Genomic DNA, 26,989 nt, shown 5'->3' with positions numbered 1-26,989 from the left:
AGACCTCCATTGAACCTTTGGTGGGGAGAGCGCCATGACTCAGCGCATTCGTGAATTCCTGCGTAACCGACGTGAGGACGGCCCCTGCGTGGTCGTCGATCTCGACGTGGTGCGCGACAACTACTCGAAATTTGCCCGGGCGCTTCCTGATACGCGTGTCTTCTACGCGGTGAAGGCCAATCCCGCGCCGGAGGTTCTGAAGGCTCTTGCCGCTCTCGGCTCGTGCTTCGACACGGCGTCGGTCGTCGAGATCCAGCTCGCCCTCGATGCGGGTGCCACGCCCGAGCGGATTTCCTTCGGCAACACGATCAAGAAGGAGCGCGATATCGCGCGGGCTCTCGAGCTCGGCGTGCGCCTCTACGCGGTCGATTGCGAAGCCGAGGTGGAGAAGATCGTGCGTGCGGCCGCTCTGGTCGGCGTCGCTTCGTCCGACGTGAAGGTCTTCTGCCGCATCCTTTGCGATGGCGCAGGCGCCGAATGGCCCCTGTCGCGCAAGTTCGGCTGCGTGCCCGAGATGGCCGTGGACGTGCTCGAGCATGCCTATCGCAACGGCTTGGAGGCTTATGGCGTCTCCTTCCATGTCGGCTCGCAGCAGAGCAACACGGAAGCCTGGGATCAGGCGCTTGCGTCCGCATCCGCGATTTTCCGCGAGTGCGCGCGGCGGGGCATCCACCTGTCGATGGTCAATCTCGGCGGCGGGTTCCCGACGAAGTACCTGAAGTCGATCCCGCAGGTGGAAGCCTATGGCGAGTCGATCTTCCGGGCGCTCTCGAAGCACTTCGGCAACCGTATCCCCGAGACGATCATCGAACCGGGCCGCGGCATGGTCGGCAATGCCGGCATCATCGAGGCCGAGGTCGTTCTCGTGTCCAAGAAGAGCCAGGACGAGGACGAGGTGCGCTGGGTCTATCTCGACATCGGCAAGTTCGGCGGTCTCGCCGAGACGATGGACGAGTCGATCCGCTACCCGATCCGCAGCGAGCGCGACCATGATCGCAAGGTGCCGTGCGTTCTCGCCGGTCCGACCTGCGATTCGGCGGACGTTCTCTACGAGAAGGAGCCTTACCCGCTCCCCATCTCGCTGGAGATCGGCGACAAGGTGCTGATCGAGGGCACGGGCGCCTACACGACCACCTACTCGGCGGTCGCGTTCAACGGCTTCCCGCCCCTGAAGTCCTACGTGATCTGATGCACGTCCCGCCTGCCTCGAGGTACGAGGCAGGCACCAACCCCTGAAAAGTTGTCCCGGACGGCCTGCTCAGGCTCCAGAGGACGCATCGGGTCGCCGCCAACGCGGCATTCGCCCGTGCGCCGAGGGCTGCGAGCAGGTGCGAGGGCTGTCGCTCACCCCTTGCCTGGGAGGCCACGGCCATGATCACGATCAGAGAGGAAGACCACCGCGATGTCGAGGCGCGCGAGGCGCTTCTCGACGCCTGCTTCGGCCCCGCCCGCTTCCAGAAGACCTGCGAGCGCCTGCGCGAGGGCCGCCTGCCGGCCGACGGGCTCGCGCTCATCGTCGAACAGGCGGGCCGGATCGCAGGAACCGTGCGCCTGTGGCACGTCTGTGCAGGCCCGGACCGTCCGGCATTGATGCTGGGGCCGATCGCCATCGATCCGAGCCTGCAGGGCCTCGGCCTCGGAGGGAAGCTGATGCGCGAGGCGCTCCAGCGTGCGACAGCCCGCGGCCACAAGGCCGTGCTGCTCGTGGGCGATGCTCCCTATTACGAGCGCTTCGGCTTCACCTCGGCGAGGACCGGCTCTCTCTGGCTGCCTGGCCCCTACGAGCAGGATCGTTTCCTCGCGCTGGAACTGACGGCCGGTTCTCTCGAGGATGCGCGGGGGCTTGTCTCGGCCACGGGCCGCTTCGAGGACAAGCCGGATCTCGCTGCGCTCGTCGCGGCAGCCGCCCAAGGCGTCATGCCCGGGTTCAACCGCGCCGCATAAATTTCTCAGGAGTTGACGCGCGCCGCACCGGAAGGAATGGTGCGGCGCGCTTCCGTTTGCCACCGATCACCCCCCAACCCGTCGCGTTCGTGACGAAGGAGTAACATCGATGACCAACTGGCCCGTCCATGGCCGTATCACCGGCCCGATCGTGATGATCGGCTTCGGCTCGATCGGTAAAGGCATGCTGCCCCTGATCGAACGCCATTTCGAGTTCGACAAGAGCCGCTTCGTGGTCGTCGATCCGAACGATGCAGACCGCAAGATGCTGGACGATCGCGGAATCCGTTTCGTGCATCAGGGTTTGACGCCTGACAATTACCGCCATCTCCTCCAGCCGCTGCTGACGGAGGGCGGCGGCCAGGGCTTCTGCGTGAACCTGTCGGTCGACACGTCCTCGCGGGATATTCTGGAGCTGTGCCGGGAGATCGGCGCGCTCTACATCGATACGGTCGCGGAACCCTGGGCGGGCTTCTATTTCGACAAGAGCGCGGGCCCGGAGGCCCGGACCAACTATGCCCTGCGCGAGATCATTCTTGATGCACGGCGCAGGAATCCCGGCGGCACGACCGCCGTGTCCTGCTGCGGCGCCAATCCAGGCATGGTGTCCTGGTTCGTGAAGCAGGCTCTGCTCAATCTGGCGCAGGATCTCGGGCTCGAGCACGAGGAACCGAAATCGCGCGAGGACTGGGCGCGCCTGATGAGCCGGGCGGGAGTCAAGGGCATTCACATTGCCGAGCGCGACACGCAGCGTGCCAAGGCCGAGAAGCCCATGGGCGTGTTCGTGAACACCTGGTCCGTGGAAGGCTTCGTGTCGGAAGGCCTGCAGCCAGCCGAACTCGGCTGGGGCACCCATGAAAAGTGGATGCCGCAGAATGCCGGGACCCACAAGGAAGGGTCCCAGGCCGCGATCTATCTGCTGCAGCCAGGCGCCGATACCCGCGTGCGCTCCTGGACGCCGACCGCCCAGGCGCAATTCGGCTATCTGGTGACGCATAACGAGTCGATTTCGATCGCCGACTTTTTCACCGTCCGCGAGGGCGACAAGGTCACCTATCGCCCGACCTGCCATTATGCCTACCATCCCTGCAACGAGGCGGTGCTGTCATTGCATGAGATGTTCGGCAAGGCCGGAAAGGCGCAAGAGGAGCAGCATATTCTCACCGAGAGCGAGATCGTCGACGGCATCGATGAACTCGGTGTGCTTCTCTACGGCCATGCCAAGAACGCCTATTGGTACGGCTCGCAGCTCTCCATTGACGAGACGCGCATGCTGGCGCCCTACCAGAACGCCACGGGCCTCCAGGTCACCTCCGCCGTGCTTGCCGGCATGGTCTGGGCGCTGGAGAACCCGAATGCGGGCATCGTGGAGGCGGACGATCTCGATTTCCGCCGCTGCCTCGAAGTGCAGATGCCCTATCTCGGTCCTGTCGTCGGCGTCTATACGGACTGGACGCCGCTCGACGGCCGTCCGGGCTTCTTCCCGGAGGATATCGATACGTCCGACCCCTGGCAGTTCAGGAACGTGCTGGTCCGATAAGGCCCTGAGGCGTCATCCCCGGCACATGGGCCGGGGATGATAACGGAGAAGCTCTGATGCCGCATTTCGAGCCGTTCTATGCCGACAAGCTCCGCGGCGCGCTGGGCGTGGTGGACGCGGAAGCCGTGCTCGATCTGCGCGGCGCATCCCATGCGCAGGCCGTCGGCTCGCTCCAAGACATGCTGGAGCGCAGCCGGTTCGCGCAGGGAAAGACTGTTGCCATCCGCTTGTCCCCGCCGACTGAGGGCGGCGGGGAAACTTTGTTCCAGCCCGTCGGCAAGGCATTGCTGGAGGCCAAGAAGCGCGGCTGGATCGACCGGCTCCAGACTCTTCCGGCACAGGACGGCCTGGGCTTCTACGTCGTCCTTGCGGGGAAGCCCGAAAGTCCTCCCTGATCAGGCCCGCGCCGGCCGGTGCCGGGGACGCCGGAGACTTCGCACGAACCCCGCCAGAACCATGCATCCGCCCCAGCCGGCGACGAAGCCCAGGGCAGCGGCGAGGATGCCCTCCTCGGTGACCGGAACCGCAGGCTCGAAATCGCCATAGGCGGCCTCCATCACATCCGTGTCGCCGTCACGCATCATCAGGGCCACCCGCATGAAGGGGCCGGCCTCGACCATCGCCCGGCGATGGGCCTCGAGACGAGCCAGCCGCTCCGCATTGGCCTGCATGGCGGCACCCTGCCGACTGATCAGATCGTCGCTGTTGCTGCGCAGGCGGAGAATGGCGCTGTCCCGTGTCTCGCCGTTGCCGCTGGCATCCGCGTCGAAACGCTGAAGGATGCGGGTCAGGCTGTCGATGGAGCCGCCGAGACGTTGCCGGTACTGCTGGGAAAATTCGGGAAGCTGCGAGGCCAGGACCCCGCCGAGCAGGCCAAAGCCGAAGGCAACGATGCGCGCAATCCGAAACAAGCAGCCTCTCCCGATATTGAGCTCGTCAATCTCCAAGAGCGTCGACGATATCTTGTTCCGCCACCTGGTCCAGCGGCTTGGGGATCTTGCAGGCCCGGGTCTTCACGCCGGGCTCCATGATGAGGATCACGGTTTCGATGCCTGGGCAGGCGGGGTCGGTGCAGGCGATTTCGTTGACGGCAATGGCCGTGTCGGGGGCAAATCTGCCTGTTGCGCGAACCGCAGCCTTCACCCGGTCGATGGCGTCACGGTCCGGTTTCGGAATGCCGAACGCTCCTCGCAGGAACGTGCCGAAGCGGGGCATGGAAACCTCAAGGCAAGGTCAGGATGCCGGCCTTCCCATCCTCGCAGCCGAAGGCGAGGTGGCGGCCGGCCTTGTCCCAGGCGAGCGCGCTGATCCCGCTTTCCGGCATGCTCGCACGCACGAGCAATTCCGAGGCGTCGCTCAGGCGGATCAGCAGGATGCAGCCGTCCTCGTAGCCGACCGCGAGGACATAGGCGTTTGGATGGAAAGCGACGCGGCTGACCTTGGCCGGTCGTACGCCGCATTCCCGCGGCGCCTTGCCCATCGGGCCCTCCCTGGACTCGAAAGGCCAGATGATGGCGGCCTCCGCTCCGGACGTCGCGAGCCACTTGCCGTCATGGGACCAGGACAGGGAGCGGGTCTTCGACGGATAGCCGCTCATGCGCATGTGACCCTTGTCGGGCACGAGCCGCCAGCCGTGAAGGGCGTTTTCCTGCATGGAGGTAATGACGAAGCGGGCATCCGGAGACCAGGTCACGTCCAGATGCGAGCCCTTCCATTCGAGCTGCTCGGGCTTGGCGTCCACGTTCGGAAACCACAGCGTGGCGCCGTTGTAGTGGGCGATGGCGAGCCGGTAGCCCTTCGGCGCAAAAGCGAGGCCGCGCGCGGTCGAAGGAACCTCCAGTGCCTTCTCCCGGCCCTTGTCGTCGCGGGCAATGACGCGCTTGCCCACCCCAAAGGCAAAGGCGCCTCCGGCGCTGACGGCGAGGGAGTCGATCCAGGCACCCTTCGTCTCGGCGAGCGTCCGCGTGGAACCGTCGGCCCCCGTCACCGCGACGCGTCCGTCATCGCCACCGGTCAAAAGCCGCTCGCCATCACCGATGCCCACGAGAATCCCGGCATCGGGATGGGCCTCGACCCGATGGGTCTCGCCATCCTTGGCCAAAAGCACGCCGCCGTCGCCCAGGCCGAACGCGACCGTGCCCTTGAGCCAGGCAAGGGCCGTCACATGCGCCCCGGTCTCGACGGGGACGATGTTCTCGGTGAGTGAAGGAGCGGTTCCAGCGGTCATCGAAGCAATCCCTTTCGGGGAGCGATAGCATAGGTTGGCGGATGGAAGGCAAGAGCCTCCGCACTATCGTTCCGGGACGCACCGGAGGTGCGGGCCGGGAGCCAATGGACGTCAGCGCCTCAGGAATGGGACGCTGCGATAGCTGCCGCTCCTTTTCCTGCGATGTCTCGGTCATGGATTCCGGACCCGACTATCGGCAGCCCCGGAATGACAGGAGGTTCATTTCCTAGACCGCGCAGGCCAGGAACCCTTCCGTGATCGCCTTCTCGTTCAGGTCGCGGCCGATGAAAACGACCTTGGAATCACGTTTTTCACCCGGTTTCCAATCACCCTGGACGTCGCCGTCGAGAATCATGTGAACGCCCTGGAAAACGAAGCGCTTCGGCTCATTCGGGAAGGCGACGATACCCTTGCAGCGCAGGATGTTGGGGCCTTCCGCCTGGGTGAGATTGGAAATCCAGGGCATGAACTTCTCTGGATCGACCTCGCCGTCGACACGGACGGAGATCGACTGCATGTCCTCGTCATGGTGATGGTGGTGGCCCTCTTCGAGGAAATCGGGCTCGAGCTCGATGATCCGATCGAGATCGAAGGCCTTTCGGTCGAGGACTTCGGCAATCGGAATAGCGCAGTTCTGCGTGCGATGGAGCTTGGCATAGGGGTTGATAGCCCGGATGCGCGCCTCGACGGCGTCCAGCTCCTCGGGCGTCACGAGATCGGTCTTATTGAGGATGATGACATCCGCGAAGGCGATCTGATTCTTGGCTTCGGGAGCATCCTTGAGCCGGTCCGACAGCCACTTGGCATCGGCGACCGTCACCACGGCGTCGAGCCGTGCCGTGTCCGACACGTCCTGGTCCATGAAGAACGTCTGGGCCACGGGGGCGGGGTCGGCAAGGCCGGTGGTCTCGACGATGATGGCGTCGAACTTGCCCTTGCGCTTCATCAGGCCATCGAGAATGCGGATCAGATCGCCGCGCACCGTGCAGCAGATGCAGCCGTTGTTCATCTCGAATACTTCTTCATCGGCGCCGACAACGAGTTCGTTGTCGATGCCGATCTCGCCGAATTCGTTGACGATGACGGCGTATCTCTTGCCGTGCTGCTCGGTGAGGATGCGGTTCAGAAGCGTCGTCTTTCCGGCGCCGAGGTAGCCTGTGAGAACGGTAACGGGGATCTTGTCGGTCATCGGATATTCCAGAAGGGGATGAAACGGGCATCCCAGGCTCACGCCGGGGGTGCGGGAAAATCGCTCAGCTCGACAGAGCCGCGCTGAAGGCTCTTATATTGTGTCGCATCATATCAATGTAAGTGCCCGCCGGGCCGCCGGGCTCTGAGAGGGCGTCGGAAAAGACGCGGTCGCCGATCCGGGCGCCGGTCTCCTTGGCAATCCGCTCCATGAGGCGGGGATCCGACACGTTCTCCACGAACACGGCCTTGATCTTCTCGCGCCTGATCTGCTGGATGATCTTGGCCACGTCCTTCGCCGAGGCCTCGGCGTCGGTCGAGACGCCCTGGGGTGCGACGAACGTGATGCCATAGGCAGCCTCGAAGTAGCGGAACGCGTCATGGGACGTGATCAGCCGGCGGCGATCCTTCGGAATGCGGGACACGGTGTCCTTCACCTCCGCCTCGAGGCCGTCGAGCTTGGCGATATAGGTCGCTGCCTGGGCCTCGTAGGCCGCTTTCCCCGCTGGATCGGCGCCGATCAGGGCATCCCGTATGTTGACGGCGTAAATCCTGGTATTGGCAATGTTCTGCCAGGCATGGGGATCGGGACCGCCGTGATGATCATGGTCGTGCCCCTGGCCGTGCTCGCCGTCGCCCTCGAGCGTCTTCACCCCCTTGGCTGCCTCGATCGTGATGGCTTTTGTGCCTGACGATGTGATGAGCCGGTCGATCCAGCCCTCGAACCTGAGTCCGTTGACGAAAACGACCTTCGCGTCCGCGAGGCGACGTCCGTCGGCCGGGGTCGGCGAATAGACATGGGCATCGCCATTGGGCCCGACGAGGGTCGTGACCGCGACACGGTCTCCGCCGATCTGTCTCACGAGATCTCCCAGGATCGAGAAGGTCGCCACCACGCTGAGCCTGTCGGCGGCCTGGGCTCTGGCACCGAGGGGCATGGACGCCAGGATGAGCGTGCCGAATAGCAGCGAAAGGGTGCGTCGTCTCGTCAGCATGGCAACTCCTTCATGTTGGCTGGGTCGGATCGGCGGAACTGGCCCAGGCTGCCTTCTCAGGCTTCAAGGTGCCTGCCGGGCCAGGCGAGCCATAACAGGCCGCCCTCGCGGCCGACGGCGAGGGACAGAGCATAAAGGCCGCCTGCCGTCAGGATGATGGCCGGGCCGGCCGGCAATTCGGCATGGAACGACAGGAGAAGGCCGCCGATTCCGGACACGATCCCGATCGCGATGGAGATGAACATCATCATCGTGATATCGTTGCTCCAGAAGCGTGATGCTGCTGCCGGCAGCATCATCATGCCCACCGCGAGCAGCGTGCCGAGCGCGTGAAAGCCGCCCACGAGGTTCAGGACCACGAGCCCTACGAAGGCGAGATGTGTGGGCGTTCCCGAGCGACTCACCGAGCGCAGGAAGATCGGATCGACGCATTCGAGCACCAGGGGGCGGTAGAGGAGCGCCAGCGTCAGCACCGTGACCGTGGAGATGGAAGCGAGCAGCACTAGGGTCTGATCGTCGAGAGCGAGGACCGTGCCGAACAGCACGTGCAGCAGGTCCACGTTCGACCCGCGCAAGGACACGATGGTGACGCCGAGCGCCAGCGACAGCAGGTAGAAAGCCGCGAGCGACGCGTCCTCCTTGAGCGCGGTCAGACGCGATACGAGGCCCGCCGCCACCGCGACAAGGACGCCGGCGGCCAGGCCGCCGATCGTCATGGCCGGAAGCGAAAGGCCGGCCATGAGATAGCCTATCGCGGCGCCGGGAAGGATGGCATGGGCCATGGCATCGCCGGTCAGGCTCATGCGCCGGAGCATGAGGAAGACGCCGACCGGGCCGCCACCGAGGGCGATGGCAATGACGCCCACGAGGGCGCGTTGCATGAACTCGAATTCCGAGAAGGGGTTGATAAGGAGATCGGCCATGCTGTCAGGCTTTCAATGGCGCGGACTTCAGGCCGCGCTGCGCCGGCACGGCGCGGCATGGGGATCGTAGGCCTCGACCATCCGGCGGGCGCTCAGCAGGTTCTCCGGGCTCAGGACGTCACGCGTCGCGCCCCAGGCGACCGGCTCGCGAGCGATCAGGAGGGTCTGCGGAAAGACCCGTCGCACCATGTCGAGATCGTGCAGCACGGCAATGACAGTCCGCTTCTCGTCGTGCCAGCGGCGGACGAGATCGAGGAGGTCGGCGGTGGTCTTCGCGTCGATGGCCGTGAAGGGCTCGTCGAGCAGGATCAGGGGCGCATCCTGGAGCAGCAGGCGGGCGAACAGGGCGCGCTGCATCTGGCCGCCGGACAGGGTCGAGATGGGCCGCCTCTCGAAGCCGGTCAGACCGACCGCTGCGAGAGCCGCCTCGATCCGTGTCCGATCCTGGCGACCGATCCCACCGAAAAGACCGGAGCGGGACCAGAGGCCCATCGCGACCAGATCGAAGACCGACAACGGAAAGGAGCGGTCGATCTCTGCGGCCTGAGGCAGATAGGCGATGGTGCCATGGTCGGGGGCACCGAGGCTGATCCGGCCGTCGAGGGGCGGCAGAGTCCCGACGATCCCCTTGAGCAGGGTCGATTTGCCGGCCCCGTTCGGCCCGACGAGGGCGATCAGGCTGCCGGCGGCGATCTCACCGTTCAGGTGATGAACGGCAGGATGCCGACCATAGCCGAGGGTGACTTCGTCGAAGCGGATGGACGTTCCCTGCATCGCCCCGTCACCCCATGACCAGAACAACGAGAAGCCAGAGACCCACGAGCATGATGCCCGCCCCGGCCATCCGCTGCCAGGCCGAAAGCCGCAGGAGCGAGAAAGTCGGCGCAGCCGCCACCGCGTGGTGCGGTCCATGGGCGTGGTCGTGATGCTTCATATGCCTCTAGTATCGGGAAAAAGTCTCACGTTCCAGAGGGAGTATAGTATTTTATACGCATTTTTTGGTTGCAGGATATAAGTCCTGCAACCTCAGAACGGCGGGTGATACTGGTAGAGCCAGGTCTCACTCAGAACCTCATCGCCCTGACGGAGATAACAGCGCATTTCCACAGGGTCGGTTCCCGTCACGGACAGATCGAACTGGGTGCGCCAATGGCCGGGCACATCGTTCGGCACCGCTTCGGTGAGGATGTTCGAGAACTCGCCCCTGGAAGCGGTGAGGACCGGACGCGGAATCACGCCGGCCGGAAGGCGGGTCAGCGGCTCGCCCTTGAACTCGATCATGAACTTGCGCACCCCCTTCGGGCGTGCCGTGCCGGCCTGGCCGCCATTGCCGAAGCGGGTCGCCACAACGCGGGCGAGAGGCGTCGGGAAAGGCTCGTCCGCGGTCCAGTACATCCGGTAGCGCAGATCGAAGGATTGCCCGGCGCGCGCGGGCTCCGCCGGAACCCACATGACGACGATATTGTCGTGGATCTCGTCATCGGTCGGGATCTCGACGAGCTGGATCGTTCCCTTGCCCCAGCTTCCCAGAGGCTCGATCCACAGAGAGGGCCTGCGATCGTAATAGACGCCATCGAGGTAGTGGTCGAAGTTGCGATCGCGCTGAAGGAGGCCGTACCCTTTCGGATTCTCCTCGGAGAAGGCCGAGGTGATGATGCGAGGCGGATTGTTGAGCGGGCGCCAGATGCGCTCTCCGGTTCCAGTCCACATGGCGAGGCCGTCGGAGTCATGAATTTCCGGGCGCCAGTCGATAGCGGTGGGCTTGGATTTCTCCGAATACCAGTACATCGAGGTCAGCGGTGAGATGCCGAGGCGGCTGACATCCTGGCGCATGAACACGGCGCATTCGATATCCATAATGACGGACTTCGTCCGCCGCATCACGAAGCGATAGGCGCCCGAAACGCTGGGGCCATCGAGAAGCGCATAGACCGTGACCGTGTCCGATCCTGGCTGGGGCGTATCGAAATAAACGTGGGTGAAGTCGGGGAATTCCTCGTTCTTGCCGAAGACGGCCACGTCCACCGCCAGGCCCCGGGCCGAAAGGCCATATTGATAGAGTTCGCCGATGGCACGGAAATAGGATGCCCCGAGGAAGGCGACCCAGTCGTTCTTGCGCCAATCGAGCGGACCGTTGCGCGACTCCTGGAACCGGAACCCCGCAAAGCCCGAATTGACCGGCAGCTTGTGAGCCGGCGAGTCCGCCGGCATGTCGAAATAGGCGTCGTCGTAGACGATCTCGCGCGCCTGGCCGTTTTCAACCACGTGCATCCGCACGGGCTTCTGGAAGTAGCGCCCCAGATGGAAGAACGTAACCGGGAATTCGCTCGGACCATTGGCCCAGAGGGCCAGGTCGGTCCTGAACTTGATCTTCCCGTGGGCATCGTAGTCGATCTGGTAGAGCACGTCGGCGGGGGGCTGGGCCGGCGCCATGTAGGGTCGCTGCGCCATGTCCTTCGCCCGGGCCTTCAGGGCATCGAAGGAAAAGGGCGCGGACGGTCCGAACTTCAATCCCTGCTGGGCCATGGCAGGACCTGCGAAGCCGGTGGCGGCAAGGCCCGCCGTTGCTCCGGCGTATTCCAGAAACTGACGACGATTGAACATGAAGGGCTGCACTTCGACTGTGGAGAGAAGACCCCTACCGACCAAGGTGGCAGGATTAAGTCACTCTTATCCTCTTGAGAAATCCGCGTCAGCCGCCAAACTGGCGCCACTCACAGGCGCTGTCAGACAAGCGCCGCAATTTAGGGAGTTACGTCATGCGGAAACCATTCACCCGTCGCCTCGTCGGAGCAGCGGCAGCGCTTGCTCTGGCCGGCGCCAGCCTGCCCGCGCAGGCGCAGGATTTCATCAACATCCTGACGGGAGGCACCTCCGGAGTCTATTATCCGCTCGGCGTCGCCTTATCGAAAGTCTTCACCGACAAAATGCCGGGCAGCCGTCCCTCGGTCCAGGCGACGAAGGCCTCGGTCGAGAACCTGAACCTGCTCCAGCAGGGCAAGGGCGAGGTCGCCTTCACCCTCGGCGACAGCCTCGCCATGGGCTGGGCGGGCGACGAGGAGGCCGGCTTCAAGGCGAAGCTCGGCAAGCTTCGCGGCATCACCGCGATCTATCCCAACTACATCCAGGTGGTGGCGTCCAAGGATTCCGGCATCAAGACTCTGGCGGACCTGAAGGGCAAGCGCCTGTCGGTCGGCGCGCCGAAATCCGGCACCGAGCTCAATGCCCGGGCGGTCCTCGCGGGTGCGGGCCTGACCTACAAGGACCTCGGCAAGGTCGAGTACCTGCCCTTTGGCGAATCCGTCGAGTTGATGAAGAACCGCCAGCTGGATGCAACCCTGCAATCGGCGGGCCTCGGCGTGTCGTCGATCCGCGATCTCGCGACCTCGGTCGATATCGTCGTGGTCGAGATCCCCGCGGCCATGGTGGACAAGGTCGGCTCCCCTTACGTCAAGGCCACGATCCCGGCCAATACCTATGAAGGCCAGACAGCTCCCGTGCAGACGGCAGCCGTCGTCAACTACCTCGTGACCCACGAGGGCGTCAGCGACGATACGGTCTACAAGATGACGAAGGCGATCTACGAGAGCCTGCCGGAGCTGGCCGCGGCCCACGCGGCCGCCAAAGAGATCAAGCTGGAGAACGCCCTTTCCGGCATGCCGGTCCCCGTCCATCCCGGCGCGCAGCGCTACTTCACCGAGAAGGGCGTGAAGAAACAGGGTTCCTAAATCCTTCGGCCTATTTGACATTGAAGCCGGGGTGGGTGAACTGCTCCGGCTTTTTCACGCGATCAGCCAACAAGAACCCAAGAGCCGAACAGGAAGGGACCCACCATGAGCCATGGCGTCAACGCATCCGAGATCGCCGAACTGGAGGCCCCCTCCGCACCGGCGAACCCGGAGCATGGCCTGCCTGAGAACTTCGGTGAGGGGTTGCTTGGGAGCCTGCTGTTCTGGATCGCGGTGTCCTTCTCCACCTTCCAGGTGGTGACTGCCTTCGGCATTCCCCTCGATCGCCCGTTTGCCGCCGGAGTTTCCGCCATCCACATCATTGGCGCTGCTTTCATCGCCTGGGCTGCATGGCTCGCTTATCGGCGTCTGGCGGGGCACGGCGTCGCCACTGGGATAATGGCCCTGCTGACCCTGGCTGTGACCTATGGGCTCATTCTCGAGTTTCCCGGAGGCCTGCCGAGCCAGGTGGTCCGGGCGCTCCATGTCGGCTTTCTGTGCCTCGTCGCGGGGGGAATGCTCGCCAACCACAAGGCCCATACCCAGGCTGCGCGCGTAGCAGGCTGGATCGTCGGCCTGGCCGGCTTCGCGGTCGGCCTCTATCAGTGGGGCTTCTACAACGATCTCGTGAGCCGTGCGGGGGAGCTGACCCAAGCCGATCTGATCGTCGGTATCGCCGCCATCGCGATCCTTTTCTATCTCGTCTGGCGCGTCATGGGGCCGGCCCTTCCCATCGTCGCAGGCATCTTCCTGGCCTATTGCCTGTTCGGAAACTATCTCCCCGCGCCTTTCGACCACCGGGGCTACACCCTCGAGCAGGTGATCGAACACATGTCGTTCGGAACGGAAGGGCTCTACGCGACGCCGACGCTGGTCTCGGCCACCTATATCTTCCTGTTCATCCTGTTCGGGTCCTTCCTCGAACGGGCCGGGATGATCCAACTTTTTACCGACGTCGCCATGGGCCTCTTCGGCGGCGCGAAAGGCGGGCCGGCCAAAGTCGCGGTCTTCTCCTCCGCGCTCATGGGCACGATCTCGGGGTCAGGCGTCGCCAACGTCGTGTCGACCGGCCAGTTCACCATCCCGCTCATGAAACGCTTCGGCTACAGATCCGAATTCGCCGGCGGAGTCGAGGCGACGGCCTCCATGGGCGGCCAAATCATGCCGCCGGTCATGGGCGCGGTTGCCTTCATCATGGCCGAAACCATCGACATGCCCTACGTGGAGATCGTCAAGGCCGCCATCATACCGGCCATTCTCTACTATGCCTCGGCCTTCCTGGCGGTGCATCTGGAAGCCGGGAAGTCCGGTCTCACGGGCCTGAAGCGCTCGGAGCTGCCGAGCGCCCTGCAGGCGCTGAAGGAGAAATGGCATCTTATCCTGCCGCTCGCAGTTCTCGTCTATCTGCTCTTCGCCGGCTACACGCCGCTCTTCGCGGGCTCTATCGGCCTTGCCCTTACCGTCGTCCTGATCCTGGCGGGCGCCCTTGCCCTCGGTCTCGTGAACGAAACCGTCCGGCTCGTCTTTTGGGTCGGGCTCGGCCTTCTGGCTGCGGCATTCCTGTGGGCCGGCGTGACGCTTGTCCTGCTGCTGGTTCTCGCCCTGGTCATCCTGAGCCTGTTCGTGCGTGGCGGTCCTGAGACACTGGCTGCCTGCCGCGACGCCCTCGCCGACGGCGCCCGCCAGGCGCTGCCCGTCGGCCTTGCCTGCGCCGTCGTCGGCATCGTCATCGGCACCATGACCCTGACGGGCATCGGGACGATCTTCGGAAACTGGGTGGTCTCCATCGGCAAGGACTCGCTCATCACTTCGCTGGTGCTGACGATGTTCGTCAGCCTCGTGCTTGGCATGGGCATCCCGACAATCCCGAACTACATCATCACCTCGTCGCTCGCCGCGCCGGCTCTTCTGACGCTCAATGTGCCGCTCGTCATCTCGCACATGTTCGTCTTCTATTTCGGCATCATGGCGGACCTGACACCGCCGGTGGCGCTTGCCGCCTTCGCTGCGGCTCCCATCGCAAAGGCCTCCGGTTTCAAGATCGGCTTCCAGGCATTGCGTATCGCGCTGCCGGGTTTCGTCATTCCCTATATGGCTGTCTACGACCCCACCCTGATGCTTCAGCCCGTCCCCGGCCTCGAAGGTGGCGCTTATTGGGCGAATGTCGCCTACATCGTCGTCAAGGCAGGGCTTGCGATCCTGCTGTGGGGCGCGGCCTCTGTGGGCTATCTCGCGGCGCGGATGCCATGGTGGGAGCGCGTGGCCGCGGCTGTGGCGGCGGTGTTCCTGGCCATTGCCCTTCCGGTGACCGATGAGGTGGGCTTCCTGCTGGCAGCCATGGTCCTCGGCTTCCACTTCTGGCGGTCGCGCCGCGCCGCCGGCGCCGTCACGAACCGATGATCTGCCTCGTTGCAGGCTCGAAGGTCGTGCCGCTCCTCGCCGGCGCGATCACCCTGGCCTGGACTCATTCCGTCGAGAAGATCCTCTGGGAAGAGGTTTGGCGTTCGGGTCCCGCCGGCCTCGAATTGGTGGAGGCGAGGGTCCGCGGGTCCGGCGCAGGCATGGACCCGCCATCGGAGGCGCGTTTCAGCGGCGGCGTATGGACATGGCAGCCGCATGTGCCGCCCCTGAACGAGGTCGTGCTGCGGCGCTCAGGCGCCACGGCGGATTGGCGGATCTGTGTCGAGGGCCAGTGTCGTCCCATGAGCGACTATGTGCCGCCGGACTCCGATCCGATCGTCATGAAGGCCTGCGATGCGCCTTAGGCGCGTCCGACGATCGGCTCCACGGCGATGCAGCGCTTCCAGAGGACCACCAGGATATAGAGCGCGAACAGGCTGAAGAGACCCATGAGGACGTAGCCGACCACATGGCCGAGCTCGAACAGTCCAGCAATGGCCCATCCGCCGGCGATCGCGACGCCGAACACTTCCGTCCCCACAAGGATCATGATGCTGAGGATCGTCACGAGATTGCGCGTGTTCATGCGTTTCGGCTGGGCCACGGTCGCGTCTTCCTTCATTTCAATAGGGCAGGCACTACCCTAAAAGCCCCCTCCGGTGCAAGTTGCACCGTCTCCGCCCGATAGGCCCATCCATCACGTCCATGTCCGAAACACCCACCTTTGCCACCGCCGCCGTCGCCGCTCCCCATCGCTCCGCCGCGGAGACCGGGCTGACGATCCTCGCCTCCGGAGGCAACGCGGTCGAGGCGGTGGTCGCCATGGCAGCGAGCGCCGCCGTCGTCTGCCCCCATGCCGCCGGCCTCGGCGGTGACGGTTTCTGGCTGGTACGCACCCCCGGCGGCAGGGTTCATGCGATCGACGCATCGGGTCCGGCCGGTGCGTTGGCCTCCCTCCGACGCTATCGGGACGGGGGCTTCGACGCTCTCCCGCTCCGCGGGGCCGACAGCCTCGTCACGGTGGCGGGCGCGGTGGCGGGATGGTCTCTCGCCCTCGATCTCGCGAAGTCCGTCGGCGGGCGGCTGCCCCTCGACCTGCTTCTCGGCGACGCCATCCGCCTGGCCCGGGAAGGTCATATGACGAGCGCCGCGGAAGCCGGGCGGTTCCCCGTCGAGGAGGCTCTCCGAACCGCGCCTGGATTTGCCGAGATCTTCCTGGCCGAGGAGGGCAAGGCCCCGGCTCCCGGCAGCATCAGGCGTATGCCTATGCTGGCCGATACCCTCGATCACTTGGCCCGTGCGGGTCTCCATGATCTCTATCGCGGGGATGTCGGACGCGAGATCTCGGCGGATCTCGAACGGCTCGGCAGCCCCGTTCAGCGGCGGGACCTGGAGACCTATCGCGCCCGTGCGGCCGAGCCCCTGGCAGCGAGGCTCCGTGCCGCGACCCTCTATGCGCCGCCCCTCCCGAGCCAGGGACTGGCGGCGCTGATCGTCGCAGGCATCCTCGATCGCATGGATGTCCGGCGCGCGGAGAGCGTCGAGCATCATCACGCCCTCATCGAGGCTGTGAAGCGTGCCTATGCGACCCGGGACGAGGTCGTGACCGACCCGCGCGAAGCGACCCAGGATCCGTCGGTCTTCCTGGAAGCAGGCTGGTGGGAGCGCGAGGCGAGCGTCATCAGTGCCCGGGCGGCACCGTTTTCGACTGCCGCTCCACCCCAGGGCAGCTCCGTATGGATCGGCTGCATCGACCGGGATGGACTCGCCGTCTCCTATGTCCAGTCCCTGGGCCATGCCTTCGGATCGGGCTGTGTCCTCCCCGCGACCGGAATTCTCTGGCATGCACGGGGAATGGGCTTTTCATTGGTTCCTTCCGGCTGGAACCCACTGGGACCGGGACGAAAGCCGTTCCACACCCTCGCGCCTGCTCTGGCTGCGTTCGAGGACGGGCGTGTCCTCGTTCATGGTGCCGGCGGCGACGAACCTCAGGCTTTGGCACAGGTCTTCGCACGCTATGCGGATGCGGCCATGTCCCCTGCCGATGCCGTGGGCATGCCACGCTGGGCGCTGGCGGCTGGGCAGGGCCAGGAGCCTGCCCTGCTTCGGTTGGAGGAGAGCTTCGATCCCGGCCTCGCGCGCGATTTGTCTCGTCTGGGGCATCGCATGGAGGAGGCAGGGCAGACTCCCGCGGAAGCGTTCGGCGAGGCAGGAATGCTGGTCAGGCACCTACGGAAGGGGCGCGTGGAAGCCGCCGGCGACCCGCGCTCGGACGGGACTGTCCTTGGGCTTTAGAGCATTTTCCGGCGAAGTGGGGACCGGTTCGCTCCCGGAATGCGGCAGGCGAAGACGTTGAGAAGCACTTCACGGGCCTGTCGGAGTGCAGGCGGCTCAGCTCGCCAGGCCTGACGTCCACAGGCCGAAGAGCAGGCTCCCGCCCAGGACGGCCACGAAGGCCGCAGCGAGAAGCTCAAGGAAAGCGATGGCTACCGCACCTGCGGCGCCGCGCCCTCCGGCGAGCGTGAGGGCGGCGGACTTGGCGAACACCGCCAGCGCCGCGATGGCCCCTGTCGTGAGGGCCGTTCCCAGAGCCATTGCAAGCGTCGCCGCGATTCCGGCCGCGAAGAGACCCTGAGACAGGGCGAAAACCAGCACCACCAGCGCGCCCGCGCAGGGACGCATGCCGGCGGCCAGCGCCACGCCCGCCATGTCGCGCCAGCGCGTCATGCGGCCAAGCTCCCCGGGTTCGGGCATATGCACATGGTCGCAGTTCATGTCTCGAGGAGCGGCCAGCGGGTCGCGGGCAAGGACAATGGTGCCGATCAGCGTGCCCGCCTTGCGCCAGGTGACGACGGCCCCGACGAGCGCCACCGCCGCGAAGCTCATCCATTCGACCCCGGTCGTGACACGGGTCATGGTTGCCGCGGTCGCCCGAAAGAGGAGGGCGACAAGACTCACGACCAGGATGGCAACCATAGCCTGAACGAGAGCCGCGGCGAGGCTGAGTCCGAAGCCTTTGGCCAGCGCCCGCTCATCGGCGACGAGATAGGCGGCGATCACGCCCTTGCCGTGGCCCGGTCCTGCAGCATGGAAGACGCCGTAGGCGAAGCCGATCAGGACGAGGGTCCAGATCGCCGCGCTGTCGTCCTTCAAGGCCGTGACGGCCTGTTGCAGGCTTCTGTAGAAGCTGCTCTGGACAGCCAGGATGTAGGCGCCGAGATCGCCTGTCGGAGCCGCTTCCCGCAGGCCCATGCCGAAGGGATTGCGCGCCGGCGGGGCGGCTCCGGGGGAGAGCAGCCAGGCAAGGAGCGCCAGGACGAGGGAGACGAGGGCGACCGCGCCAACGGCCAGGCCGAGACGCAGCCAGATCCCATCCTTCGACATAGCCGACGATCCGAACGCTCCGGCGGTCACGGACATGCGACGATCGCCTTGTTGGCGAATTGGCCACCGAACGCGGAGGCTGCCGTGAGGGTCTGGAAGAAGGCCTCCGACATGGGCTGAACCGGGGACGGCGTATCGGTATTCTTGGGCCGGGAGATGTTCGTCGCGCAACCGTGCGGGGCGCCGGCCAGCGTCACCGCGTCGCCGTCTGCCAGGCTGAAGGAGACGAAATAGGTGGGATCGTAGACTTCGAGGGAGATCGTCTTCGCCGTCACTGGGGCCCTCAGCGGCAGAAAGTAGGACATCGTCACCGCCTCATCCGCAAAAGCCATGCGGTAGTCGCGGGGCGCAGCAAAGTCTTGTTTCTTCCCGTTGCCCTTGAGCACGGTGAAATAGTCGAATTCTACCAGCGATTCAGTGTTTTCCTTGGCGAGATCCTGCAATTCCTCCGGCGTCAGCCTGCCGTCGCCATTCTTGTCGAGTCCCTGGGTCACGAAGGCGGAGTAGGCTTTGTCGAAGGTCCAGGCATGACGAATACCGGCAATCCGGCCATCGCCGTCATAGACGATCTCCGCCTTTGCCGTGACCCAGACATGGGGATGGGCGAAAGCCGGTGAAGCGAAAGCGGCCATGGCCGCCACGGCAAGGGTCTTTGGAACAAGGCCGGTCATGAACTCATCGTGAAGCGCGGGACCCGATGGGCGCCGCCAGGTCGGTTGTCTTCCATTCTGAGGCATGATGGTTAATGGAGGCGAAACGGGGGCGCGATTCATTGACGGGGCCCGGGGCATATGTCAGCATTGCTGACATAATTTCTGGAAGAATACGGCTGACATCCCGCAGCGTGGCAAGGCTCCAGGAGGGGAACGAACGATGGCCGAAGGGCATGCAGCACTCCGTCAGGTCTCGCTCGACGACAAATACGATCTGACGAAGGAGCGGATCTTCATCACCGGCACGCAGGCGGTGGTGCGCATGCTGCTCATGCAGCGCGAGCGCGACAGGCTCGCCGGATTGAGCACGGCGGGATTCGTCTCGGGCTATCGCGGTTCACCTCTCGGCGGCATGGATCAGAACCTGTGGCGGGCCCGGCGCTGGCTTGAACAGGCAAACATTCTTTTCCAGCCCGGCCTCAACGAGGAACTTGCCGCCACCGCCGTCTGGGGCTCGCAGCAGGCCGAGATCCGCGGCGAGGGAAAATATGATGGCGTTTTTGGCCTCTGGTACGGCAAGGGCCCGGGCGTCGACCGCTCCGGCGACGTGTTCCGCCACGCCAACATGGCCGGTTCATCCCGCCATGGCGGCGTACTCGCCCTCATGGGCGACGACCATACGGCGGAATCCTCGACGGTCGCCCATCAGTCGGAATTCCATTTCGTCGATGTGATGATGCCGATCCTGAATCCGGCCGGCGTTCAGGAAATTCTCGATTACGGCCTCTACGGCTATGCCATGAGCCGCTTCTGCGGCACCTGGGTCGCGTTCAAATGCGTCAAGGAGAACATCGAGTCGACCGCCTCCGTCGACGGCTCCCTCGACCGGGTGAAGATCGTCCATCCCGACGATTTCGCGATGCCTCCCGGTGGCCTCAACATCCGCACCCGGGACGGCGTGCTCGATCAGGAAGCCCGCCTTCAGGACTACAAGCGCGACGCCATGATGGCCTTCGTGCGTGCCAACAGCCTCAATCGCATCGTCCTCTCCGGCGGCCGCCAGCCGAAGGTCGGCGTCATTACGGTCGGCAAGTCCTATCTCGATGTGCGTCAGGCTCTGAACGAACTTGGTCTCGACGAGGTCAAGGCAAACGACATGGGCTTGCGCCTCTACAAGGTCGCCTGTCCGTGGCCGCTCTCCCAGCGTGAGCTTCTCGATTTCGCCCGCGGGCTCGACCTTGTCATCGTCGTCGAGGAGAAGCGATCCCTGATCGAGGTGCAGCTGCGCGAGGAACTCTACGGGACCGCCAACCAGCCTCTCTGCATCGGCAAGAAGGACGAGCGCGGCAACTGGCTCTTTCCGGTCAAGGGCGCGCTCGATCCCAATGACATCGCCATCGTCATCGGCGAGCGCCTCCTCGCCTATCACAACAACGACGATCTGCGCGGCCGTGTGCAGCGCCTGCGCGATGCACAGCAGATCCTGGCGACGACAGCGGATGTGGCAACACGTGTGCCGCATTTCTGCTCGGGCTGCCCACATAACACCTCGACAAAGGTGCCCGAGGGCATGCGCGCCTACGCGGGAATCGGCTGCCACTACATGGTGCAGTGGATGGATCGGGAAACCGACGGTTTCACGCAGATGGGCGGCGAGGGCGCGAACTGGATCGGCGAGGCGCCGTTCTCGAATCGCGGCCATGTGTTCCAGAATCTCGGCGACGGTACCTACAATCATTCCGGCATACTGGCTCTGCGCTGGGCTATCGATACCAAGACCAACATCACCTACAAGATCCTCTTCAATGACGCGGTGGCCATGACCGGCGGCCAGAAGCACGAGGGTGGTCTGACCGTCGACATGATCGCCCGGCAGGTGCGGGAGGAGGGCGTCGAGCGCATCGCCCTTGTCACCGACGAGCCGCACAAGTACCCCAAATCCGTGCGCTGGCCGGAGGGGATGACGATCCACCACCGCACGTCGCTCGAGGCCGTGCAGCGCGAACTCGCAGCTGTCCCCGGCGTCACGGTGATGATCTACGATCAGACCTGCGCCTCCGAAAAGCGCCGCCGCCGCAAGCGCGGCGAGTACCCGGATCCCGACAAGCGCGTCATCATCAATGAGCTGGTCTGCGAAGGATGCGGCGATTGCTCTGTGCAATCGAACTGCGTCTCGGTGCAGCCGCTGGAGACCGAGTTCGGCCGCAAGCGGCAGATCGACCAGTCGAATTGCAACAAGGACTTTTCCTGTGTCTCGGGTTTCTGCCCATCCTTCGTCACCGTGCATGGCGCGAAGGTGAGGAAGGCTGCACCCGAGACCGTCGCCACAGACGGCTTGGCGCTCGCGCCGCTGCCGGAGCCGGTCGTTCCCGCCATCGATCGGACCTTCAACATCATCGTGACCGGCGTCGGTGGGACCGGCGTCGTGACCATCGGCGCGATCCTCGGCATGGCTGCTCATCTCGAAGGCAAGGGCCTCGGCATGATCGACATGGCAGGCCTCGCACAGAAGGGTGGCGCCGTTTACAGCCATGTGCGTCTCGCCAATACGCAGGACGACATCCATGCCATCCGCGTGACCGCCGAGGCGGCACATCTCGTTCTCGGCTGCGACCTGGTCGTCACCGGCACCAAGAAGGTGCTGGCATCGGTCCGAAAGGGCCAGACGGCTCTCGTGGTGAACACCGCCGAGGTCATGCCAGGCGACTTTACGCGCAATGCGGATTTCTCGCTGCCGACGGAACGGCTGAAGCGCTCCGTCGCCTCGGCCGCCGGGGAGAGCAGCGTCGATTTCATCGACGCGACGGCGATCGCCACTGCTCTTCTCGGCAATGCGATCGCGGCGAACATGTTCATGCTGGGCTTTGCCTACCAGAAGGGCCGCGTGCCGCTCTCCGGCGCCGCCATCGAGAAGGCGATCGAGCTCAATGGTGAGGCGGTGAAGATGAATCTCTCGGCTTTCGCCTGGGGCCGCCGCGCGGCGGCAGCACCGGACACGCTGACATCCCTGGTGAGCGAAACGAAGGCGCCGACCGAATCCCGCGCGCTATCCGGGACGCTCGACGAGACCATCGATCGACGCGTGCGATTCCTGACGGATTACCAGAGTGCCCGTTATGGTCATCGCTATCGTAAGATCGTGGACCGCGTGCGCGCGGCGGAGGCCAAGGCGGTTCCGGGATCGAGTACTCTTGCCGAAGCGGTGGCCCGTTCGCTCTTCAAGCTGATGGCCTACAAGGATGAGTATGAAGTCGCGCGTCTCTACACGAGTGGCGGCTTCGAGAAGCAGGTGGCATCGACCTTCGAAGGCGACAATCTCCGCTTTGAGTTCCACCTTGCGCCTCCGCTCCTGGCGCGGAAGGACCCGGCCACGGGCCTGCCGCGTAAGATGAGCTTCGGCCCCTGGATGCTGACGGCTTTTCGGGTACTGGCTCACTTCAGGGTTCTGCGGGGCACCCCCCTCGACATGTTCGGCTACACGCATGAGCGCCGCACGGAGCGCAGGCTCGTTCGCGAGTACGAGGCCCTGCTTCAGGAGCTCCTGTCGAGGCTCAATCCAGCCAACCATGCCACGGCCGTCGGCCTTGCCTCCCTGCCGCAGAAGATCCGCGGCTTCGGGCATGTGAAGGAGCGCAATCTCAAGGCGGCGAAAGCGGAAGAGGCCGAGCTTCTCGTTCGTTTCCGCTCGGAAGAGCGGCCGCTGCCGCTGGCGGCGGAGTAGTCGCTTCGCAGAACGTCAGAGGTCGAGGATCCAGTTCTCGCCGACGAGATCGTGCCCGAAGCTATGGTGCGCTTCCGCGCTGACGAGCCGGAAGCCAGCCTTGGCATAGATCCCGCGCGCGGCATGAAGGATGTCGTTCGTCCAGAGGGTGATCTGCCGGTAGCCACGCTCTCGCGAGAAACGAATGGCCTCATCCACGAGACGCTTGCCGACGCCAAGCCCGCGCGCATGCGGTTCCACATAGAGGAGCCGCAGCTTCGCGACCTCGTCCGATTGCCGGACGATGAAGATGGAGCCGAGGATGTCGCCGTCGCATTCCGCGACCCAGCAACGCTCCTTTTCCGGGGCGAAGGTCTTGATGAAGCCGGCGACAATCTCCGCAACCAGGGCCTCGAACGTTTCGTCCCATCCATATTCCTGCGCATAGAGTATGCCATGCCGATGGGTGATCCAGCCCATATCGCCGGGGCGGTGAGCGCGCAGCGTGAAGGAGCGCCTCTTCGTGCGTCGGTCGAGCTGCGCCTCGATGAGGCGCATGGCTGCGACGAGGCGGCTCTGGTCGGCTTCGGAGACAGGCGCAAGAAGCGCGGCGATCTGTTCGCGCGACTGGCGGTCGAGGGGTGCAAAGGCCTCACGTCCCTCTTCGGTCAGAGTGAGGTGATGCTGCCGCGCATCGCTCTCGGAGCGCGCTCGCTTGACGAGGCCCTGGTCCTCGAACCGCTTCAGGATGCGGCTGAGATAGCCGGGATCGAGGTCGAGGTCCTGGCAGAGTTCCCCCGCCGTCGCGGCGGGCCGGTGAGCGAGTTCATACAGGATCCGGGCTTCCGTCAGGGAGAAGGGGCTGTCCAGCAGCCCTTCCCTCAGGACGCCGAGCTGTTTCGTATAGAAGCGTGTGAAACGGCGGACCGCAGCGACGCGGTCTTCGGCAGGGACGGAGTGCAGCATGACGATGCTCCCATTTAGGGAAGCTTGCGGCGGTTAGTTGACTAAGTCAACTAAATTCCCGGCGCCTTGGTCCAGCCGCCAGACGATGGGCGTCAGACCCTTGGCTACGAGCCAGGTATTGGCCTGGCTGAAAGGCTTCGTCCCCCTGAAATCCCTAAGGCGGTTCAGGGGCGAGGGGTGTCCCGCCTCGATCACGAGATGCTTCTTCCTGTCGACAAGGGCGGCGCACTTCCGAGCCTGGGCGCCCCAGAGCAGAAAGACGGCGGCGGGGCGCTGCTCCGAGACGGCTGACACCGCCTGGTCGACAAGAGCCGACCAGCCGAACTTCAGATGCGCCCCCGCCTTGCCGGCTTCCACCGTCAGGGAGGTGTTGAGAAGCAGCACGCCCTGTTCGGCCCACCGGGTCAGGTCGCCCTTCAGCGGCATCGGAACCCCGAGATCCGCTGCCATCTCGGCCAGAATCGTGCGCAGAGACGCCGGCAACCGGCGTCCGCCGGCGTAGGAGAATGCAAGCCCGTGGGCATCGCCCGGAGTCGGATAGGGATCCTGGCCGAGAATCACGACCTTGACGCTCTCCAGGGGCGTAAGAACCAGGCTATTGAAGATTTTTTCCGGAGGCGGCAGCACGTGGGCACCGTCGGCAACTGCAGCGTCGATCCGTGCGGCGATCCTGTCAGCATGCTTTTCCCCAAAGAACGGCAGCACGAGCCAAGAGGCCGCCCGGGGATCCGCGCGGAAAGCCGCAAGAGCATCGCTGATGGGACCTGTCATCGGTCGGGCATCCTCATTCCGCCGCAGCGGATTCGATCATGCGGCCCGCAATCTGCCGGTGCCTTGCAGTCAATGGAGGGATCGTGATGCCGTGGCGTAGCATCGCCCTGTGACGATTGTCGAGGATCACTGGAGAGATGCCCCCCAGGAACGCTGTCGTGCCGAGGCAGTTCATTAAGGTACAGAGGAGGGATGAGCCAGCTCCATCGGCAGCGCTCATCGGTACAGATTGTGAGGGGAGGCTTCGGTGACCGACCGTTCGGAACGTCCTCCGACACACACGATCAAGCCCATCGATCGGCCGCCGCCCTCCGACGATCCGACGGTGGAAATGCTCAGGGCCGATATCGACAGTGGCCGGACGGGGGACAAAAATCCCCTCTTCGATCCAGCCATGGCGCCGCTCGGCGCAGACGATGAAGCGGCCGGTACACCGGCCTCTCCGTTCCAGGTGGCACTGGCCCGCACGCAGGAGAGCGTCGCGCGCTGGTCGAAGGGTGCGCATGCCGCGGGCGCCGCCCACCACCAGCATGACGGCTTCCCGGGCCTTTATGTCGGCTTCATCGGGGTTGCCGCCGTGGTCCTCATGGCCGGAATCTGGCTTGTGCGGGCTGGATAGCCCGGCTCTCATCGAACCGTGATGCGGCCTTCGACCTTTGCCTCAACCGTGCCGAGCTTGCGCACATACGACATCACTTCGTTCGCCATCAGCTTTCCATCGGTCACGCCGATCAGCACTTTGCCATTGGCGAAGGAGGAATAGCCGTCGCCACCGGTGAGCATGAAGTTGTTGGTCGCCACCTTGTAGCGCTTGGCCGGATCGAGCGCCTCGCCATTGACCTCGACCTTGCTGACCCGCGACCCGACCGGGGCCTTCGGGTCGACTTCGAATTTCAGGCCGGAAACCTGTGGGAAGCGGCCGGCCCGATTTTCAATCTGGGAAACGCCGTTTTCCAAAGCAGCCATGATATCCGTGCCCGTGACCTCGACGAGGGAGGTGGAATTGCCGAAGGGCAGTTCGGAGAGGATATCGCGACGGGTCAGCTTGGCGCCTGCCGGATACTGCTTGTTGGCGCGGATGCCGCCGCCGTTGGTGATGGCGACATCGCCCTCCGTGGATGCCTTGATCGCGTCGGCGATCAGGTTGCCGATGGCGGCCTCCTGGGACCGGACGATGGCGGAGCGGCTGTCGAGTTCGTATTTCGAGGTGCCGATTTCGACATCGAGCTCCTTCGAGAGAGCGTCTTCGTAGCGCTTCACCACCGCAAGCACTTCCGGGTCCGGATCGATGGTCGCAGAATCGTGCACGCGGAAGCTCGGCGCCCAGGTCACCTTACGGTCCTTGCCCTCGCCCGAGACCTTGGCCATGAAATCGATGGCGGTGACGAAATTGCCTTCCTCGCTCGATTCGACCAGGACGGTCTTGCCGTCATAGCCGATCGCCAGGTCGTGATCGTGGCCGGAAAGGACCACATCGACGAGGCGTGAGCGGACCATGGCGTTGTCCATCTCGCGATCCGTATGGGTCACTACCACGAGAAAATCGGCTCCCTGCTTGCGCAGGTCGGCGGCCTGCTTCTTCAGCGTATCGAGTTCCGGCAGGAACCTCAGGTCGCCCGGGGACGACATGTGCGGCACGTCGGCAAGGATAAGGCCGATGACGCCGACCTTGACCGGGCCGAGATCGAAGATCGCCGCGTCCTTCATTCCCGGTATCGGCGAGCCGTCGGCCTGGCGCATATTGGCGGCGAAAAAGGGGAATTTTGCCTCGCTCATGCGCTTGAGATAGACATCCTTGCCGAAGTCGAATTCGTGGTTGCCCGGCACAAAGACGTCGGGCTTGATCATGTTGGTGATCTCGACGATGTGCGCCCCCTGGTCGAAACCGGACATCAGGGAGGGTGAGAAGGTGTCGCCCGCGTGGCAGAAAAGCATGGGCACGCCGCGCGCCCGCTCGGCCTTCACCACGGCCGCGAGCTTCGCGAACCCCCCGCGGCCTTTGTCGTCCGACATCTTGTAGATATCGTTCACGAGAAGCAGGCTGAAGGTGACGTTGGCCGAAGCGGCCTGGGCTTCGTCGCCGGCCCCCAGCATCGTGACGGAGAGTCCCGCTCCGAGGCCAAGACCCAGGGTTTGCCGGCGTGAGAGTTTCGTCATTGTGGTTTCCGCAACGTAACAGGTTGGTTGGCTCTTTGGCCCTTGTGCGACCTCAGAGTGATCAGTTTCGCGTCTTCCGGCAAGCTCAACTTTTGCACGCGGAAGAGGCCGTACAGGCCCATGGGCCTCCGCCTGGAGGGCGCTTTGAAATCCTTGGCCGGCTGCGTGTCCCCGATGGCGGCGCTTGCGGCTATCTGTACCGACATTTCCTCTCGAGGGCGGCTTGCAGAGACATCTCATGCCCCTATGTGAGCGTCGATGCGTTCGAGACCATGCCTTTGCCTTGGGTTCGCTTGCCCTATAGGATCCATGGTGTCCGGTTCCGTGAGCCGCGCCGTGTGCCTCCACCCATGACCACCTGTGCCCGCTCCAGCGAGTGATCAATCTTGCCGACTTCCACCCTCACTCGCTCC

25 protein-coding genes are annotated in these 26,989 nt (G+C 64.6%); 10 read left to right on the top strand and 15 right to left on the bottom strand.

Annotated features, from left to right (window positions below; all coding sequences use genetic code 11):
* Positions 1 to 34 precede the first annotated feature (34 nt).
* From AC522E_RS17225 to AC522E_RS17210, 4 genes are all read left to right on the top strand, one after another.
* Entirely contained in the window at positions 35 to 1,189 is a 1,155-nt protein-coding gene (locus tag AC522E_RS17225) for a type III PLP-dependent enzyme (RefSeq protein ID WP_500747467.1), read from the top strand.
* Between the two features lie 182 nt (positions 1,190 to 1,371).
* On the top strand, positions 1,372 to 1,944 hold the full coding sequence (locus tag AC522E_RS17220; RefSeq protein ID WP_500747466.1) for a GNAT family N-acetyltransferase: 573 nt from the start codon (positions 1,372 to 1,374) through the stop codon (positions 1,942 to 1,944).
* Positions 1,945 to 2,053: 109 nt separating this feature from the next.
* Positions 2,054 to 3,484, top strand: coding sequence for a homospermidine synthase (locus AC522E_RS17215; RefSeq protein ID WP_500747465.1), 1,431 nt, complete (start codon positions 2,054 to 2,056; stop codon positions 3,482 to 3,484).
* 56 nt (positions 3,485 to 3,540) lie between these two features.
* On the top strand, positions 3,541 to 3,879 hold the full coding sequence (locus AC522E_RS17210; protein ID WP_500747464.1) for a hypothetical protein: 339 nt from the start codon (positions 3,541 to 3,543) through the stop codon (positions 3,877 to 3,879).
* Here the strand turns inward: AC522E_RS17210 and AC522E_RS17205 are convergent, their stop codons facing one another.
* From AC522E_RS17205 to AC522E_RS17165, 9 genes are all read right to left on the bottom strand, one after another.
* A complete protein-coding gene (locus tag AC522E_RS17205) occupies positions 3,880 to 4,395 on the bottom strand; it encodes a DUF2937 family protein (protein WP_500747463.1) in 516 nt (171 codons plus the stop codon).
* A gap of 25 nt (positions 4,396 to 4,420) precedes the next feature.
* Entirely contained in the window at positions 4,421 to 4,699 is a 279-nt protein-coding gene (locus AC522E_RS17200; RefSeq protein ID WP_500747462.1) for a hypothetical protein, read from the bottom strand.
* Between the two features lie 7 nt (positions 4,700 to 4,706).
* Positions 4,707 to 5,711: a WD40 repeat domain-containing protein gene (locus AC522E_RS17195; RefSeq protein WP_500747461.1), complete on the bottom strand. Its 1,005-nt coding sequence runs from the start codon at positions 5,709 to 5,711 to the stop codon at positions 4,707 to 4,709.
* Positions 5,712 to 5,937: 226 nt separating this feature from the next.
* A complete protein-coding gene (locus AC522E_RS17190; RefSeq protein ID WP_500747460.1) occupies positions 5,938 to 6,900 on the bottom strand; it encodes a CobW family GTP-binding protein in 963 nt (320 codons plus the stop codon).
* 64 nt (positions 6,901 to 6,964) lie between these two features.
* Positions 6,965 to 7,894 (bottom strand): metal ABC transporter substrate-binding protein, encoded by a 930-nt coding sequence (locus tag AC522E_RS17185; RefSeq protein ID WP_500747459.1) that lies wholly within the window; start codon positions 7,892 to 7,894, stop codon positions 6,965 to 6,967.
* 56 nt (positions 7,895 to 7,950) lie between these two features.
* Complete coding sequence (gene aztB / locus AC522E_RS17180; protein WP_500747458.1) at positions 7,951 to 8,817, bottom strand: zinc ABC transporter permease AztB; 867 nt, start codon at positions 8,815 to 8,817, stop codon at positions 7,951 to 7,953.
* A gap of 27 nt (positions 8,818 to 8,844) precedes the next feature.
* Positions 8,845 to 9,591: a zinc ABC transporter ATP-binding protein AztA gene (gene aztA / locus AC522E_RS17175; RefSeq protein WP_500747457.1), complete on the bottom strand. Its 747-nt coding sequence runs from the start codon at positions 9,589 to 9,591 to the stop codon at positions 8,845 to 8,847.
* Between the two features lie 7 nt (positions 9,592 to 9,598).
* Positions 9,599 to 9,751 carry a hypothetical protein gene (locus tag AC522E_RS17170; protein WP_500747456.1) on the bottom strand — a complete coding sequence of 51 codons (153 nt, stop codon included), beginning with the start codon at positions 9,749 to 9,751 and terminating at the stop codon, positions 9,599 to 9,601.
* Between the two features lie 92 nt (positions 9,752 to 9,843).
* Positions 9,844 to 11,421: an OpgD/OpgG family glucan biosynthesis protein gene (locus tag AC522E_RS17165; protein ID WP_500747455.1), complete on the bottom strand. Its 1,578-nt coding sequence runs from the start codon at positions 11,419 to 11,421 to the stop codon at positions 9,844 to 9,846.
* 155 nt (positions 11,422 to 11,576) lie between these two features.
* On the opposite strand from AC522E_RS17165, the gene AC522E_RS17160 reads away from it, so the two are divergent.
* From AC522E_RS17160 to AC522E_RS17150, 3 genes are all read left to right on the top strand, one after another.
* The gene (locus AC522E_RS17160; protein WP_500747454.1) at positions 11,577 to 12,545 is read left to right on the top strand and encodes a TAXI family TRAP transporter solute-binding subunit; all 969 of its coding nucleotides are present in this window, start codon (positions 11,577 to 11,579) and stop codon (positions 12,543 to 12,545) included.
* A 105-nt stretch (positions 12,546 to 12,650) separates the two neighbouring features.
* Positions 12,651 to 14,945 carry a TRAP transporter permease gene (locus AC522E_RS17155; protein ID WP_500747453.1) on the top strand — a complete coding sequence of 765 codons (2,295 nt, stop codon included), beginning with the start codon at positions 12,651 to 12,653 and terminating at the stop codon, positions 14,943 to 14,945.
* The gene (locus AC522E_RS17150; RefSeq protein WP_500747452.1) at positions 14,942 to 15,310 is read left to right on the top strand and encodes a DUF1850 domain-containing protein; all 369 of its coding nucleotides are present in this window, start codon (positions 14,942 to 14,944) and stop codon (positions 15,308 to 15,310) included. The genes AC522E_RS17155 and AC522E_RS17150 overlap by 4 nt, the downstream gene beginning before the upstream one ends.
* Here AC522E_RS17150 and AC522E_RS17145 read toward each other — a convergent pair.
* Positions 15,307 to 15,531, bottom strand: a complete 225-nt coding sequence (locus tag AC522E_RS17145; RefSeq protein ID WP_500750739.1) for a hypothetical protein — start codon at positions 15,529 to 15,531, stop codon at positions 15,307 to 15,309. The genes AC522E_RS17150 and AC522E_RS17145 overlap by 4 nt on opposite strands.
* 119 nt (positions 15,532 to 15,650) lie before the next feature.
* Between AC522E_RS17145 and AC522E_RS17140 the strand changes: the two genes are divergently transcribed.
* The gene (locus AC522E_RS17140; RefSeq protein ID WP_500747451.1) at positions 15,651 to 17,240 is read left to right on the top strand and encodes a gamma-glutamyltransferase family protein; all 1,590 of its coding nucleotides are present in this window, start codon (positions 15,651 to 15,653) and stop codon (positions 17,238 to 17,240) included.
* A 96-nt stretch (positions 17,241 to 17,336) separates the two neighbouring features.
* Here the strand turns inward: AC522E_RS17140 and AC522E_RS17135 are convergent, their stop codons facing one another.
* Entirely contained in the window at positions 17,337 to 18,365 is a 1,029-nt protein-coding gene (locus AC522E_RS17135) for a nickel/cobalt transporter (protein ID WP_500747450.1), read from the bottom strand.
* On the bottom strand, positions 18,356 to 19,000 hold the full coding sequence (locus tag AC522E_RS17130; RefSeq protein ID WP_500747449.1) for a DUF1007 family protein: 645 nt from the start codon (positions 18,998 to 19,000) through the stop codon (positions 18,356 to 18,358). The genes AC522E_RS17135 and AC522E_RS17130 overlap by 10 nt, the downstream gene beginning before the upstream one ends.
* Before the next feature lie 202 nt (positions 19,001 to 19,202).
* On the opposite strand from AC522E_RS17130, the gene AC522E_RS17125 reads away from it, so the two are divergent.
* Entirely contained in the window at positions 19,203 to 22,703 is a 3,501-nt protein-coding gene (locus AC522E_RS17125) for an indolepyruvate ferredoxin oxidoreductase family protein (RefSeq protein ID WP_500747448.1), read from the top strand.
* 15 nt (positions 22,704 to 22,718) lie between these two features.
* Here AC522E_RS17125 and AC522E_RS17120 read toward each other — a convergent pair whose 3' ends face one another.
* Both AC522E_RS17120 and ung read right to left on the bottom strand, forming a co-directional pair.
* Positions 22,719 to 23,648: a bifunctional helix-turn-helix transcriptional regulator/GNAT family N-acetyltransferase gene (locus AC522E_RS17120; protein ID WP_500747447.1), complete on the bottom strand. Its 930-nt coding sequence runs from the start codon at positions 23,646 to 23,648 to the stop codon at positions 22,719 to 22,721.
* 33 nt (positions 23,649 to 23,681) lie between these two features.
* Positions 23,682 to 24,419 (bottom strand): uracil-DNA glycosylase, encoded by a 738-nt coding sequence (gene ung / locus AC522E_RS17115; RefSeq protein WP_500747446.1) that lies wholly within the window; start codon positions 24,417 to 24,419, stop codon positions 23,682 to 23,684.
* Positions 24,420 to 24,666: 247 nt separating this feature from the next.
* Between ung and AC522E_RS17110 the strand changes: the two genes are divergently transcribed.
* On the top strand, positions 24,667 to 25,038 hold the full coding sequence (locus AC522E_RS17110) for a hypothetical protein (RefSeq protein ID WP_500747445.1): 372 nt from the start codon (positions 24,667 to 24,669) through the stop codon (positions 25,036 to 25,038).
* Between the two features lie 8 nt (positions 25,039 to 25,046).
* Here the strand turns inward: AC522E_RS17110 and AC522E_RS17105 are convergent, their stop codons facing one another.
* The gene (locus AC522E_RS17105; protein WP_500747444.1) at positions 25,047 to 26,576 is read right to left on the bottom strand and encodes a bifunctional metallophosphatase/5'-nucleotidase; all 1,530 of its coding nucleotides are present in this window, start codon (positions 26,574 to 26,576) and stop codon (positions 25,047 to 25,049) included.
* Positions 26,577 to 26,989 lie beyond the last annotated feature (413 nt).

The organism is Microvirga sp. BF8 (assembly GCF_059888585.1).
This window is presented reverse-complemented; position numbering and strand designations above follow the sequence as displayed.

What these genes read in the sequence shown, in the direction of transcription:
- AC522E_RS17225 (WP_500747467.1), top strand. Translation starts at nt 35, where the DNA reads ATGACTCAGCGCATTCGTGAATTCCTGCGTAACCGACGTGAGGACGGC.
- AC522E_RS17220 (WP_500747466.1), top strand. Translation starts at nt 1,372, where the DNA reads ATGATCACGATCAGAGAGGAAGACCACCGCGATGTCGAGGCGCGCGAG.
- AC522E_RS17215 (WP_500747465.1), top strand. Translation starts at nt 2,054, where the DNA reads ATGACCAACTGGCCCGTCCATGGCCGTATCACCGGCCCGATCGTGATG.
- AC522E_RS17210 (WP_500747464.1), top strand. Translation starts at nt 3,541, where the DNA reads ATGCCGCATTTCGAGCCGTTCTATGCCGACAAGCTCCGCGGCGCGCTG.
- AC522E_RS17200 (WP_500747462.1), bottom strand. Translation starts at nt 4,699, where the DNA reads ATGCCCCGCTTCGGCACGTTCCTGCGAGGAGCGTTCGGCATTCCGAAA.
- AC522E_RS17195 (WP_500747461.1), bottom strand. Translation starts at nt 5,711, where the DNA reads ATGACCGCTGGAACCGCTCCTTCACTCACCGAGAACATCGTCCCCGTC.
- AC522E_RS17190 (WP_500747460.1), bottom strand. Translation starts at nt 6,900, where the DNA reads ATGACCGACAAGATCCCCGTTACCGTTCTCACAGGCTACCTCGGCGCC.
- AC522E_RS17185 (WP_500747459.1), bottom strand. Translation starts at nt 7,894, where the DNA reads ATGCTGACGAGACGACGCACCCTTTCGCTGCTATTCGGCACGCTCATC.
- aztB (WP_500747458.1), bottom strand. Translation starts at nt 8,817, where the DNA reads ATGGCCGATCTCCTTATCAACCCCTTCTCGGAATTCGAGTTCATGCAA.
- aztA (WP_500747457.1), bottom strand. Translation starts at nt 9,591, where the DNA reads ATGCAGGGAACGTCCATCCGCTTCGACGAAGTCACCCTCGGCTATGGT.
- AC522E_RS17170 (WP_500747456.1), bottom strand. Translation starts at nt 9,751, where the DNA reads ATGAAGCATCACGACCACGCCCATGGACCGCACCACGCGGTGGCGGCT.
- AC522E_RS17165 (WP_500747455.1), bottom strand. Translation starts at nt 11,421, where the DNA reads ATGTTCAATCGTCGTCAGTTTCTGGAATACGCCGGAGCAACGGCGGGC.
- AC522E_RS17160 (WP_500747454.1), top strand. Translation starts at nt 11,577, where the DNA reads ATGCGGAAACCATTCACCCGTCGCCTCGTCGGAGCAGCGGCAGCGCTT.
- AC522E_RS17155 (WP_500747453.1), top strand. Translation starts at nt 12,651, where the DNA reads ATGAGCCATGGCGTCAACGCATCCGAGATCGCCGAACTGGAGGCCCCC.
- AC522E_RS17150 (WP_500747452.1), top strand. Translation starts at nt 14,942, where the DNA reads ATGATCTGCCTCGTTGCAGGCTCGAAGGTCGTGCCGCTCCTCGCCGGC.
- AC522E_RS17145 (WP_500750739.1), bottom strand. Translation starts at nt 15,531, where the DNA reads ATGAACACGCGCAATCTCGTGACGATCCTCAGCATCATGATCCTTGTG.
- AC522E_RS17140 (WP_500747451.1), top strand. Translation starts at nt 15,651, where the DNA reads ATGTCCGAAACACCCACCTTTGCCACCGCCGCCGTCGCCGCTCCCCAT.
- AC522E_RS17135 (WP_500747450.1), bottom strand. Translation starts at nt 18,365, where the DNA reads ATGTCCGTGACCGCCGGAGCGTTCGGATCGTCGGCTATGTCGAAGGAT.
- AC522E_RS17130 (WP_500747449.1), bottom strand. Translation starts at nt 19,000, where the DNA reads ATGACCGGCCTTGTTCCAAAGACCCTTGCCGTGGCGGCCATGGCCGCT.
- AC522E_RS17125 (WP_500747448.1), top strand. Translation starts at nt 19,203, where the DNA reads ATGGCCGAAGGGCATGCAGCACTCCGTCAGGTCTCGCTCGACGACAAA.
- AC522E_RS17120 (WP_500747447.1), bottom strand. Translation starts at nt 23,648, where the DNA reads ATGCTGCACTCCGTCCCTGCCGAAGACCGCGTCGCTGCGGTCCGCCGT.
- ung (WP_500747446.1), bottom strand. Translation starts at nt 24,419, where the DNA reads ATGACAGGTCCCATCAGCGATGCTCTTGCGGCTTTCCGCGCGGATCCC.
- AC522E_RS17105 (WP_500747444.1), bottom strand. Translation starts at nt 26,576, where the DNA reads ATGACGAAACTCTCACGCCGGCAAACCCTGGGTCTTGGCCTCGGAGCG.